The following is a 12,970-nucleotide window of genomic DNA, read 5'->3' as shown; positions in this document are numbered from 1 at the left end:
AATGGAAAAGGGAATGAGCCCCTTTTCCTGTCAGTCAAGATCGCCGAGTGTCGCTGCCATGACAGCTTTAATTGTGTGCATGCGGTTTTCAGCTTCATCGAACACTTTAGAGTGTTTGCTGCGGAACACTTCGTCCGTCACTTCCATTTCTTTAAGGCCGTGCTGATCGTAAACGTTTTGTCCGTAAGTTGTATGAAGGTCGTGGAAGGCAGGCAGACAGTGCAGGAAGATGACGTTATCGTTTCCTGTTTTCTTGACGAGATCCATATTCACTTGATAAGGCTTGAGCAGTTTGATCCTTTCAGCGAACTTGTCTTCTTCTCCCATGGATACCCAGACGTCCGTATACAGAACGTCGGCTCCGGACACGGCTTCATCTGTATCGCTTGTGACGGTGATTTTTCCGCCGGATTCTTCGGCGAACGCTTCCGCCATTTTAACGATGTCTTGATCAGGGAACAGCTCTTGAGGCGAGCAGATTCTCACGTCCATGCCGACTTTGGCGCCGCCGATGAGCAGGCTGTTTGCGACGTTGTTACGGCCGTCGCCGATATAGGTGAGTTTGATCCCTTTTACGCGTCCCGTATGTTCTTTCACTGTCATAAAGTCCGCAAGCATCTGCGTCGGATGCCATAAATCGGTCAGCCCGTTCCATACCGGCACACCGGAATGCTCTGCCAGGGAAATCACTTTTTCATGTTCAAATCCGCGGAATTCAATTCCGTCGAACATGCGGCCGAGAACTTTGGCTGTGTCTTCGATCGATTCTTTTTTGCCGAGCTGAATGTCGTCTTTTCCCAAATATTCGGGATGCGCACCGAGGTCGATACAGGCTGTCGTGAAAGCGCAGCGCGTTCTTGTAGAAGGCTTTTCAAACAGCAAAGCGATGTTTTTACCTTCCAAATAGCGATGCTTGATGCCTTGCGCTTTTTTTTCTTTTAATTTTTGGGCGAGATCGAGCAAATAGAGGATTTCTTCTTCGGAAAAATCTTTTTCAGCTAAGTAGCTTCTGCCTTTTAAATCAATCGTTTGGTTCATGGATCTCTCTCCTTTTTCTTTAGGTTTGGCTATTTCACATCTTCGCGATAGAGCGGCATGCTCATGCAGCGCGGGCCGCCGCGTCCTCTTGAAAGCTCCCCGCTCGGGATTTCGATAACTTTAATGCCCTGTTCTCTCAAACATTCGTTAGAAATGTAATTCCGGTCATAGGTGACGACGACACCAGGAGCGATCGCGAGTGTATTGGAACCGTCATTCCACTGCTCTCTGGCTGAAGCGATTTCGTCTCCGCCGCCGCAGAAGATCAAGTTGACATCTGAAAGGCCGAGCGTTCTTTTTAGCACTTCCGGCAGATTGTGTTCTTCAGTCGTACGAATGTCGTCTGCCGTTTCCCCTCTCTCAAGAACGAAGATCCGCATGTCTCCTTCAGGCCCCTGGATGGCGGGATGGATCGTGAATTGATCTCGGTCAACCATCGTGAAGACGGTATCTAAATGCATAAAGGCTCTGCTCTTCGGTATTTCGACGGCCAGTACGCGGCGAATCCGGCTCTGCCGCTGAAATAAGTTCCGGACAAGACGCTCGATCGCCTGAGCCGTTGTCCGTTCTGATACCCCGATCGCTACGGTATCTTCATTTAAGACAAGCTCATCTCCGCCTTCGATATTGAATTTGAAATCACGGTCAAGCCAAACCGGAATCTCATGCCCTTTAAAACGCGGGTGGTGATTGATAATGTAGCGCATAAACAGCGACTCTCTCCTGCGAGCAGGCTCTTTCATTTTGTTGATGGTCAGTCCGCTTCCGATGGCGGCCGCCGGATCTCTTGTGAAGTAAAGGTTTGGCATCGGATCGAGATAAAATGGATAATGGTCTTCCATCAGCTCATGAAGATGCGATTTCTTTTCGCGTTCCAGCTCATTTTTTCGAATGCCGCTCATCACATGTTCGACCATCGAATCGGCGTCAAAGGTGAGCAAGAACTCTTTCAGTCTGTCGTAAGCGCCGTTGATATCTGCTTTGCTTTCCGTTAACAGCTCATCGATAAACCGCTCGCGGATGAAAGCGTCATCCAGGGCTTCAGCCGTCAGCTTTTCTAAATAAAGAACTTCAACTCCCTGTTTCTTTAACGTTTCTGCAAATTGGTCATGCTCTTTTTGCACCGCTGGCAAAAAGGGAATATCGTCAAAGAGAAGCCTTTCCAGATATTCGGGTGTTAGGTTTTCCAGTTCCCGACCGGGCCGCTTCAGCATGACGGTTTTCAAAGGGCCGATTTCAGAGTAAACGTGTATCGGTGTTGTCATGATCATCCCGCCTCCTAAGCTCTTTTTGTTACATGTACAGCTTAAAACAGGAAGGAAAAGCGCGATGTGAAAGCGATAACAACGAAAACGTGATATATTTCACATGTTTTTTGATGAAGCAAAAACAAAAATGAATAATTATGATAAATCGAAAATGAGTCCTTGCAGGAGCAGAGAATAGAACGTATAAAACGTGTATATTTTTAAAGGGGATTTTTTGAAAAAATTTTTTTGAGGGAAAAAAAGCTGATCCGGATGGCCGGATCAGCATAAGTGATCACAAAATGATTGGGCTGCCTCAGGCGATTGGGAAATCACAAGGCATGTATCGTTCCCGCATATACAGCCCAGCATTTCCGGGCTTCCCAGCTTATCAAGAAGGACGCCGATGGCATGGGCGTTGCCGGGCATTGTTTTAATAATGATCAAGTTGTCCGTCCGATGCACATGAAGGACAACGTCGGAGATTTTATCTTTTAATATTTTGGAAGGGTTGATGGATAAGGAAGCATTTGTCGTGTAGACAAGCTTTCCGTTTTCACCGGGCTGTTTCACAAGATACATTTCTTTAATATCGCGGGAAATGGTAGACTGCGAAACGGCGATGCCCCGTTTTTCCAGCAGGGATGCCAGCTGTTCCTGATTTTCTACCGGATGTTCGAGAATGGTTTGCTTGATGAGCCATTGCCGTTTTTGTTTGTTCATAAGAGCGCCTCCCAGGCAAAACACGTATATCTATTATTATAGGACGGTTTTATCGTCGGCAGATGGAAGCTATTTTACAAAAAAACAAATCTTTCAGGCTGTTAAAGGGGTTGATAGACCCCAAAATTTCACTTATAATGCTTGAAGATGACAAATTGATAACAGAGAAAAGGTGGTTTTCTAGGGTTCCGCAGTGGGTTCCGCGCTGGTCTGGTCCGAGAGAAAACACATAGCGAAAATATCGTTATGACACGGTGGGATAAAAGCCCAGGAGTTTTTGCTCTTAATCAAAGAGCTTCTCTCCGGGGCTTTTTTACTTTTTACAGGAAATCGACTACGAATAAGGAAGGGGATGCAGTTATGAAAAAGAAAGCAATGGATATGATCCTGATTGTTATAGGCGCATTTTTCTTTGCGTTAGCCGTGAATCTGTTCGCCATCCCGAATGACTTGGGAGAAGGCGGCGTCACGGGGATCACGCTGATTTTATACTACGTTTTTGAATGGTCTCCGGGCATCACAAACTTTGTGCTGAACGGCATTCTTCTGATTATCGGCTATCGCTTTTTGGATAAAAAAACGACGATTTATACCATCATTGCGGTGGCGGCCAATTCATTTTTTCTGCATGTTACTGAAGATTGGACGGTGCCGGCTGATGAAGTGATCATCAGCACGATCTTTGCCGGGGTATTTGCCGGCGTCGGCATCGGCATGATCATCCGTGTCGGCGGAACCACTGCCGGGTCTGCGATTCTCGCGAGAATCGCCAATAAATATTTCGACTGGAACATCAGCTATGCCTTGCTGATGATCGATTTAGTTGTCGTGTTCAGTTCCTACTTTATCATTGGTGCTGAAAAGCTGATGTTTACGATTGTCATGCTGTACATCGCCACAAAGGTCATGGATTTCATTATCGAAGGGCTCAACACGAAAAAAGCGATCACGATCATTTCTGAGCATAAAAACGAGATCGCCGCGCAGGTCAATACCTTGATGGACCGCGGCGTCACGATATTAACGGGACGCGGACACTATACGGGCGATTCCAAAGAAATTCTATACATTGTCATTAATAAACAAGAGCTGTCCATGCTCAAGAAAATTATAAGAAGCACAGATAAAAAAGCATTTGTCATCATCCACGATGTCAGGGATGTATTCGGCGAAGGATTTGTTGATATTTCAAAATAGGGGAAGGCTGCCGGCAAATGGCCGGGAGCCTTTTTGTATTCATCGGGTCGTGATAAGGGACAGATCGTCTGCTGACTGGACGAATACGTGATCATTCACACTGCAAGTTTTATGCAGAAGCCGGTTTCTGTGGTAAGGTAGATTGTGGCATGAATATCATTAATATAGAAATCCGCTTGCTGAAGTAAAGGAGGTCTATTATTTTTGGAACAGGAAGAAAAAAAGCCAATTGATGTGAAAAGCCGAATGTTCTTTAGAGTATGGGCTTTTGCGGGGACGGCAGGTTTCGGATTGGTCGGATTGTGGCTCTTTTATGAAGCAATAAAACTCGAATCGAAATATTCATTGCTTTACCTGGGAGTCGGACTTTTCGGGATCATCTATGGTTTGATTACTTTTCTAATGATATTTCCGGCATTCACGAAAAAAGGAAACATCATCTTCAGCATGATCGAGGGAGAAGGCGGGCGGCTGTTCTCAGGGAAGAAATCTGTATTGTTCAAGGACATTAAAAGCATTAAAATGGCGCAGCACCGCTTCAGCCCGAAAGGCATTTTCTTTATGGATATACTGATAGAGACGCGCGGGAACGGCATGGTACGGATTCCGACGTACAACATTCTTCCTGAACCGGCATTTTATAAAGCGGTCGAGCTATACATTCTGCCCTATATGACGGAGGAAGCGCGTGCGGACTGGATCGGCCGGTTCACAGAAGCGCAAAGAAAAGCTTATTTAAATGAATTTCATAAAGATATTTAATCGTCCGGGAAAGAGCAATTTTCGAGATGAATGAAAATAACTGAAACCTTTGGGGAAATTCATTCGTCTTAATTAGAGGCCGTAGTCTTAAATGCGGAATTTTTTTACGCAGACGTGGACTGTTTGAGTGAGGGAAGCTGGGGGATTTTCATCGTGGACGTGCTTGAATAACCGCCGAGACTTTTAGTAGAATGATATATTATCGTTTCCTCACGCTTCATTGACTGAAACAGAAAGCGGTCTGAAAAAAGTTTAAAAAGGTAGAGGTTATCATGAAAAAAATATTCTCTCATAAGCTAAGCTTTTTTGTGTTAGCTGTTGTTTTTGTATGGGCTAAAACCTATGCTTCCTACTTTTTAGAGTTTAATTTGGGTGTGAAAGGGTCTACGCAGCACATGCTGCTGTTTATCAACCCATTCAGCTTCACGATTGCTGCACTCGGTTTGGCTTTGTTTGCTAAAGGCCGTCGGTCGGCGATATGGATCATCATCATTGATGCAGTGATGACGTTTGCTTTATATGCAAATATCCTGTTTTACCGTTTCTTTGATGACTTTTTGACGTTTGCAAACTTAAAACAAGCCGGAAACCTCGGCAACATGTCGGATGGCGTTTTTGACATCATGGCATTTCATGACGTTATCTATTTCGTCGATTTGATCATTCTGATTGCATTATGTGTGAAGCTGCCTGAACTGAAGGCGTCACAACTGAAAAAAAGATGGGCTGCAACTGTCGTTATCGGCGGAGTGGCGCTGTTTTTCATCAACCTTGCAGTTGCTGAGACAGACCGTCCGGAGCTTTTGACAAGAACATTTGACCGAAATTATATCGTCAAGTATTTGGGGCCTTACAATTACATGATCTATGATGGTGTTCAGGCTGCCCAAAACGCGAGCCAAAAGGCATATGCGAGCAGCGACGACCTGACGAGCGTCATCAACTATACAAATTCGCATTATGCAAAACCGAATGACGAGTATTTCGGCGCAGCAAAAGGTAAGAACATCATCAAGATTCATTTGGAAAGCTTCCAGACGTTTTTGATCGATTATAAGCTGAACGGAAAAGAAGTCACGCCGTTCTTGAACAAGCTGGCGCACGGCCAGAATGACATGATGTATTTCGATAACTTTTTCCATCAGACCGGTCAAGGTAAAACCGCGGATGCCGAATTGATGATGGACAACAGCCTTTACGGACTGCCTGAAGGCAGCGCGTTTGTAACAAAAGGGCAAAATACGTACCAGTCCCTGCCGGCGATTCTGAACCAAAAAGAAGGCTACACAAGCGCCGTGCTCCACGGGGATTACAAGTCATTCTGGAACCGCGACCAGGTGTATAAACAAATTGGCTATGACAAATTCTTCGATGCCAGCACATATGACATGTCAGAGGAGAATCTCGTCAACCTTGGCTTGAAAGACAAGCCGTTCTTTGAAGAATCAATTCCGAAGCTGAAATCGCTGAAACAGCCGTTCTATGCGCATTTAATCTCGCTGACAAACCATTATCCGTTCATATTGGATGAAAAGGATGCCACCCTTGAAAAGGGAACGACGGGAGACAAAACGGTAGACGGGTACTTCCAGACGGCGCGTTATCTTGACGAAGCGCTTGAAGATTTCTTTAAAGAGCTGAAAAAATCGGGATTATATGATGATTCCGTCATCGTCATCTATGGCGACCACAACGGAATCTCAGAGAACCACAACCGTGCGATGAAAGAAGTATTAGGAAAAGAGATTACACCGTATCAAAACGCGATGAATCAGCGCGTACCGCTTATGATCCGCGTTCCGGGCAAAAAAGGCGGAGTCAATCATACGTATGGCGGCGAAATGGATGTCATGCCGACACTTCTTCACCTGCAAGGTATTGACAGCAAAAAATACATCAACTTTGGTACAGACCTCTTTTCTAAAGACCACGACGAAACCGTGGCTTTCAGAAATGGAAACTATGTAACGCCGAAGTACACGATGATTGATACGACCGTATACGATACAAAGACAGGAAAAGAGATCAAAGGCAACCAGGAAACGGAAAACCTCAAATCACAGGTGTCCGAACAGCTGGATCTGTCCGACCAAGTACTCTATAAAGATCTGTTAAGGTTCCACGAAATTTCAGACTTCAAACCTGTTGATCCATCAACGTATCATTACGGAAAAGAAAAAACCGGCGAGTAAAAACGAAAAGCCGCCTGACTGCTTTATGAAGCGTCGGGCGGTTTTTTTTTTGTGAGGCTGGTCCGCCGTTTGTTCTAAGAAGCCGGCCAGGCACATAGATTGATAGGAAAGAGGACAGAACAAGGATAGAGGATGTGAGAACGTTGACCAAATCTCAGTATTTTTTTAAATTGCATCCTTTAATGGTGCCGGCCGGCTGGACAGTGAAAGAAAATCATTTGTATCAAAAGCCGATTCGCGATCCCCGCCGTACGCTCTTCACCTTGGAGAATGAAACCTCCGGTAAAATGGTACAAGTTGAATATGCTGGAGAACTGAAGTACGTTATCAGGATGCTAAATGCTGATCAAACGCTGGTCAGTGAAGATTCAGATACACCGTATGAACAGCTGGTCGAACGGTTGGAAGATAGGATTCGCGCCTCTGGCGGCGCCCGCAATTTGCTGAGGCTTAGAATCCCGGCCGGCTGGACGGTTGTGCATCACTCATTAACCGATACAAACCCCGATGAATTGGCGCCTGACAGCAAGGCCTGGCGGTCAGATTTCAAACGGGATCTTTTGAAGCTGCGGCATGAGGAAGAATGCCTCCTCCTCGATATAGAGTGGTATCCCGAGTGCAGTCCGGCCGGCCATTATGCGCTGAAATTGATTAAGAACGGGAACTGGAACAGTCCTTTGGAAGACATGCTGTGCATCCATCCGAAGGAATTGGCCTATGAGATTCACGCTGTTTTGAAAAAGACTTGTGAACATCAATATGTTGATGAAGCCGGCGCATAACGCGGCCGGTTTTTTGTGTGGAAAGTCCTTTGTTCAATACGTACTTTTTATTCAATAAAATGTCATATTTTTCATGAGTGAATAAGAAAAATATTTTATCATGGTAAAAGATACATAAGAATTAGACGAAAGGGGTCAAACGGGATGAAAAAAATAGCAGCGGGTCTTTTGTCTGCCGGTCTTATCATCGGTTTTTCCTGGGGTGCCGGCGATGTGGCAGAAGCAAAAACGAAGGTAAAAACGTACAAAAACTGCAAAGCTTTAAACAAAGACTATAAAGGCGGCGTCGCACGTTCGAAGTCGGTCAAAAACAAAGGCGGAAAAACGAAGTACAAGCCGTATGTTTCAAAAGCGCTTTATGACGCCAATAAAAAGCTGGACCGCGATAAAGACAAAATTGCCTGTGAGCGCTGATATATCCAAAAAAAGATCTCTTGCTGAGGGGGTCTTTTTTTGTTTATCAGGAAATTTATGAAAATTAAAGACTGCTGAAACATAATCTTAACAGTGCGAACCTATACTTTGGCAAGAGAAGAGCAAAAGGGGAGTGGATGATGTGTCAGCTTTATTAAAGAAATTGATGTTATCTTCATTGATCGGGGTTTCTATCGGGTCAGCACTGTTTGCACCGGACGCGGGAGCGCAAGAGCCGGCGGCGAAGCCTAAAAAAGTGGCTGTCATTGCGCACAGAGGTGCTTCGGGATATGCGCCGGAAAACACGATGGCTGCCTTTGAAAAGGCGCATCAGATGAAAGCGGATTATATCGAGCTGGATGTTCAAATGTCCAAGGACGGGGAGCTTGTCGTCATTCATGATACAACTGTAAACCGTACGACAGACATCGGCTCAGTGCTGCCGGTCGCCGTAAAGGACTTGACGCTTGCCGAGCTGCGCAAGCTTGATGCTGGCAGCTACTTCGGGCCGCAGTTCGCCGGGGAACGCATTCCGACATTTGAAGAAGTGCTTGACCGGTATAAAGGAAAGATCGGAATGCTGATCGAATTGAAAGAACCTGCACGCTATCCGGGAATCGAAGAAAAAGTATCAGCGGCATTGAAAGAGCGGAGAATGGATAAGCCTAAAAACGGAAAAATCATTGTACAATCGTTTGATTTCAACTCTGTATACAAAATTCATCAGCTGCTCCCATCAATGCCGACAGGTGTCTTAACGTCAAAAACAGCGGACTTAACAGATGCAAAGCTCAAGGCATTTTCCGGCTATGCCAAATATGTGAACGCCAACTTAAAAAATGTTGCCGCTGATCCTACACTTGTGCCGAGAATCCATGCGTTCGGCATGAAAATTACGCCATGGACCGTCCGCTCCCGCGATGAAGTGCCTCCGCTTTTAAAGGCCGGCGTGGACGGGATTGTGACAGACTTTCCCGACTATGTTCCGAAAAAAGTACGATAGATACTAAACAGAAAGCCTGCAGTTTGCTCTGCAGGCTTTTTCATTCATCAATAAAACTGGGCTAACAGCAGCAATGTCAGTGTAACGGTTATCGCTCCGCCGATTCTTGTGGACACCTGAGCAAACGGCATGAGCTCGAGGCGCTCGGCGGCGCTGAGAATGGCGATGTCCCCCGTTCCGCCCTGACCTGAATGGCAGGCATTGATAATCGCGGTTTCGATCGGGTACATGTTCAGCCACTTTCCTGTAAAAAAGCCGACGGCTATCATCGTGACCACGACAGATACGATCGTAATAATATTGGCAATATTAAAAGCAGCGATCAGCTTGTCCCACGGTGTCATGGAGACGCCAATGGCAAAAAGCAGCGGATATGTCACAGCAGTTGAAAAGAAGCGTGACACGCCGTAGGCGCCGTTTTCCAAATTCGCCGGAGCCAAACGAAACAGTTTCACGGCAACAGCCAAGAGAAGCATCATGACGGGTGCTGGAAATCCGAACAAGTCATGTGAAAGCATACCGACCAAATATAATGAGACGGCAAGAATGCCTCCCGATGCAAAGTGGGAAAGGTTAAAAACGCTTTCTTTGTCTTTGTCGCGGCTTTCAAGCGGCAGTGCGTCCCCACTTTCAAAACGGTCGACTTTTCCATTGCCTGTCCATTCAGGCTTTTTCTTCCCCATTACATTTAAAACCCCGGACAAAATGACAGCGCTTAAGCTTCCGAACATAATGGAAGGAATGACAAGTGCAAAAGCTTCCCCTTGTGACATGTGCATGATTTCCGAATAGCCGATGGACAGCGGAATGGCTCCCTCGCCAACCCCTCCGGCCATGATCGGAATCACAATGTACAGCAGCGTATGCTGAAATCCGAGGCCGAGCATTGTACCAACTGTCAGACCGACTGCCGCTGCGGCAATTGTCCCTGCGATCAGCGGAATGAAAATTTTAATGAACGCCCTGACCAGCGTTTCTCTTTTCATCCCTAAAATGCTTCCCACTACAATGGCTGAGATAAACAAATAAAGAAAGTTTGAGTTTTCTGTAAATTCAGTTGTTGATTTGATAATGTCATCGGGAATGAGATGGTAATAGACGATAGCTGAAGGAATAAATGTCGCAAGTATAGCGGCACCGCCGACAGAACGAAGAAGCGGCAGCGACTTTCCGATTTGGGCGAAGGTGAATCCGAAAAAGCCCGTAACCGCAATAGCTGTTAAAATGTCGCTTTTCAGATCGTGCATATAGACAAACGTCACAATCAAAGCGAAGAGCAGCAAGTATACGGGCAGCGGAATGATGCCGATTTTAATATTCATTGCTCTTGCAAAAAAATTTTCATCCGGTTCTTTCGTTGTTTGAATCGGTATATGTTGTACCTTTGGTTTTGCTTCCATTTTCTTTCCCCCATCCTTTTTGTTATCCCTTTGCTCTGAGTTATTTAACTAAATTAAGTATACTAAAAAAATCAAAATTCAGACAACCGTGCAGGAAGACCTAGCTGTTTTCACATGATGATCTAGAGCGGGTTCATTTGGTTAAAGACGTGTCTGGACACTGTTTAATGGCCTTGTGCAGGCTTTTTTTGATGTGGTAATTCCCGAATCTCCTTTTACTGGAATCAAAATCGACACAAAAAAGCTGTCAATCCGTCAAAAATAAATCAAACATTTAGGAGCAGAGACCTTTTTTCCTGTGTGAACCGTTGATACATTCAGCTCCCGTCTCAGAAGAGACAGAGGACGTCTGCGACAAAAGATTCAATCTTGAGGTGGCATATATGTGAAGGGTTATTACGTTTAGCAGAAATAAAGATATATTTTTTTATCATTCTTAAAGAAAATGAAGTCAAATGGTGGTAATATATTCGAGTGCAAAAGAATGAAGTAAAGGAATATTTTAGAGAAACTCTGTAAAAGGTTTTTTTTATCAGCACATAAGCGCCGCAATAATTGCCCTCATTCTCATCGGTTTGCCGGCAGATGAATTTAAAGAAACGCTTGGCCGCTACAGCCAGTCCGCTTCACCCATCATTCAAAAAGCGATGTTTTTATTTATGAAAGAAGGTTTTTTCGAAAGACACATCCGTAAAATGAAAAAAGTATATCAAGAAAAGCACAAAACATTAATATCGGCCATTAAAACGCATTTCGGAAATGACATGGAAATCATCGGCGAAAAAGCGGGGCTCCATATTTTGATGAAGACAGACCGACATGCACAAGACCTCATACATAAAGCGGAAAAACTCGGTGTGAAAGTTTATCCGGTATCAGATTTCTGGTTTGAGCCACATAAAAGCAGCTCTTCCATCGTCATGGCGGGATTTGGGGGGCTTTCTGAAGCGGAAATTGAAGAAGGGATCAGCATACTGCGTAAAGCTTGGCTTTCATCATCAAAGCAGGAACGGTGAAAAATGCTCGTTCCGAAACCGATATTAAAAAGGATTCAATAGATAGAAAGCGGGAATACTTGTGAAAAAAACGAAACTGCTCATTTTGCTGCTTATGTTGATGGGAATGCTGTACGGGTGTTCCAGTCATGAAGCAAAAGGAGAGGAAAAAACAGAACCAAATACGGCTCAAAAAGCGGCAAAACAATCAAAACAGCAGGCGGAGCATGATCCATCCTCCAAGTGGATCAAAGTGAAGGGCCCCGCCCGCATTCCGATTCTCATGTATCACAGCATTTCCACAGGAAACAGCCTGCGCGTACCGGAGGCGGAGTTCCGCGGACATATGAAATGGCTGAAGGATAACGGCTATTACACACTGACACCTGAAGAAGCCTATATTGTCTTAACACAAGACAAAATGCCGAGTGAAAAATGCGTGCTGATTACGTTTGATGATGGTTATACAGATAACTTTGAAAAAGCGTACCCGATTTTGAAAGATTATGAGATGAAGGCGACAATTTTCATGATCGGTAAATCGGTCGGCAGAAAAAATCATTTAACCGAAAGCCAAATGAAAGAAATGGCCGAACACGGTATTGCTATCGAAAGCCATACGATCAATCATGTCGAATTGAACGGACTTGCTCCAGAGCAGCAGCTGAGTGAAATGACTCGTTCCAAAACATTGTTTGACGGCATGCTTCAGCAGAACACAACCATGCTGAGTTATCCAGTTGGACGCTATAATGCCGAAACGCTCAAACAGGCTGAGAAGGCGGGGTATCAAATGGCGGTGACGACAGAGCCGGGGGCGGCTGCTAGGGATCAGGGGATGTATGCGCTGCACAGGGTCCGCATCTCGCCGGGAATGTCGCCGGACGCCTTTGGAAGAATGGTGGAACACAGCATACAATAGGAAAGACGGCATTTATCATGATGCCGCTTTCTTTATTTTTTTTCATTTTGGTCCGTCGGGCTCATGACAAGCCGCAGATTTGGACGCATACCTTCAGAGGTTCGGCGGTTTACCGGCTGCCCGGGTGCGGTTTCGATGACCCTCAAAAATCCGGTCGGCGCAGCTGCCTGGCGGATCAATATTCTGCTTTTCGGTGCCGCTTTTGTATAAGATCTTTTGTTGCTCTTGTCAAAAAAGAATGAATACAAAATAAACAGAGCCAATAAAACCAGTAAAAAAATCATCTGGAAAAAAC

General features: G+C 45.2%; 13 protein-coding genes and 1 riboswitch. Of the genes, 8 read left to right on the top strand and 5 right to left on the bottom strand.

The window, feature by feature from the left end; all coding sequences use genetic code 11:
- Window positions 1-30: 30 nt before the first annotated feature.
- From argF to argR, 3 genes are all read right to left on the bottom strand, one after another.
- Window positions 31-1,038 carry an ornithine carbamoyltransferase gene (gene argF, locus MKZ04_RS15980; RefSeq protein ID WP_020453465.1) on the bottom strand — a complete coding sequence of 336 codons (1,008 nt, stop codon included), beginning with the start codon at window positions 1,036-1,038 and terminating at the stop codon, window positions 31-33.
- 29 nt (window positions 1,039-1,067) lie between these two features.
- A complete protein-coding gene (gene arcA / locus MKZ04_RS15975) occupies window positions 1,068-2,303 on the bottom strand; it encodes an arginine deiminase (RefSeq protein WP_023856930.1) in 1,236 nt (411 codons plus the stop codon).
- A gap of 264 nt (window positions 2,304-2,567) precedes the next feature.
- Window positions 2,568-3,008 (bottom strand): arginine repressor, encoded by a 441-nt coding sequence (gene argR, locus MKZ04_RS15970; protein WP_020453463.1) that lies wholly within the window; start codon window positions 3,006-3,008, stop codon window positions 2,568-2,570.
- Between the two features lie 169 nt (window positions 3,009-3,177).
- A riboswitch (guanidine-I (ykkC/yxkD leader) is annotated at window positions 3,178-3,284 on the top strand.
- An 84-nt stretch (window positions 3,285-3,368) separates the two neighbouring features.
- Between argR and MKZ04_RS15965 the strand changes: the two genes are divergently transcribed.
- From MKZ04_RS15965 to MKZ04_RS15940, 6 genes are all read left to right on the top strand, one after another.
- Entirely contained in the window at window positions 3,369-4,205 is an 837-nt protein-coding gene (locus MKZ04_RS15965; protein WP_020453462.1) for a YitT family protein, read from the top strand.
- A gap of 204 nt (window positions 4,206-4,409) precedes the next feature.
- Window positions 4,410-4,967: a YfjD family protein gene (locus tag MKZ04_RS15960; protein ID WP_020453461.1), complete on the top strand. Its 558-nt coding sequence runs from the start codon at window positions 4,410-4,412 to the stop codon at window positions 4,965-4,967.
- A 272-nt stretch (window positions 4,968-5,239) separates the two neighbouring features.
- Window positions 5,240-7,159 carry an LTA synthase family protein gene (locus tag MKZ04_RS15955; RefSeq protein ID WP_020453460.1) on the top strand — a complete coding sequence of 640 codons (1,920 nt, stop codon included), beginning with the start codon at window positions 5,240-5,242 and terminating at the stop codon, window positions 7,157-7,159.
- A gap of 134 nt (window positions 7,160-7,293) precedes the next feature.
- The gene (locus MKZ04_RS15950) at window positions 7,294-7,941 is read left to right on the top strand and encodes a hypothetical protein (protein WP_020453459.1); all 648 of its coding nucleotides are present in this window, start codon (window positions 7,294-7,296) and stop codon (window positions 7,939-7,941) included.
- Window positions 7,942-8,085: 144 nt separating this feature from the next.
- Window positions 8,086-8,355 (top strand): excalibur calcium-binding domain-containing protein, encoded by a 270-nt coding sequence (locus MKZ04_RS15945; RefSeq protein ID WP_020453458.1) that lies wholly within the window; start codon window positions 8,086-8,088, stop codon window positions 8,353-8,355.
- 142 nt (window positions 8,356-8,497) lie between these two features.
- Window positions 8,498-9,358 carry a glycerophosphodiester phosphodiesterase gene (locus MKZ04_RS15940; protein WP_023856934.1) on the top strand — a complete coding sequence of 287 codons (861 nt, stop codon included), beginning with the start codon at window positions 8,498-8,500 and terminating at the stop codon, window positions 9,356-9,358.
- A gap of 47 nt (window positions 9,359-9,405) precedes the next feature.
- Here the strand turns inward: MKZ04_RS15940 and MKZ04_RS15935 are convergent, their stop codons facing one another.
- A complete protein-coding gene (locus MKZ04_RS15935) occupies window positions 9,406-10,758 on the bottom strand; it encodes a 2-hydroxycarboxylate transporter family protein (protein WP_212791756.1) in 1,353 nt (450 codons plus the stop codon).
- Between the two features lie 575 nt (window positions 10,759-11,333).
- Between MKZ04_RS15935 and MKZ04_RS15930 the strand changes: the two genes are divergently transcribed.
- Entirely contained in the window at window positions 11,334-11,774 is a 441-nt protein-coding gene (locus MKZ04_RS15930) for a hypothetical protein (RefSeq protein WP_341046313.1), read from the top strand.
- Window positions 11,775-11,868: 94 nt separating this feature from the next.
- Window positions 11,869-12,675 (top strand): polysaccharide deacetylase family protein, encoded by an 807-nt coding sequence (locus MKZ04_RS15925; RefSeq protein ID WP_173636669.1) that lies wholly within the window; start codon window positions 11,869-11,871, stop codon window positions 12,673-12,675.
- 32 nt (window positions 12,676-12,707) lie between these two features.
- Here the strand turns inward: MKZ04_RS15925 and MKZ04_RS15920 are convergent, their stop codons facing one another.
- Window positions 12,708-12,959 carry a hypothetical protein gene (locus MKZ04_RS15920; RefSeq protein WP_020453451.1) on the bottom strand — a complete coding sequence of 84 codons (252 nt, stop codon included), beginning with the start codon at window positions 12,957-12,959 and terminating at the stop codon, window positions 12,708-12,710.
- Window positions 12,960-12,970: the final 11 nt, after the last annotated feature.

This window comes from Bacillus sp. FSL W7-1354 (genome assembly GCF_038002405.1).
GTDB classification, from domain to species: domain Bacteria; phylum Bacillota; class Bacilli; order Bacillales; family Bacillaceae; genus Bacillus; species Bacillus paralicheniformis.
Note: the sequence above shows the minus strand (reverse complement) of the source record. Positions and strands in the feature narration are given on the sequence as shown.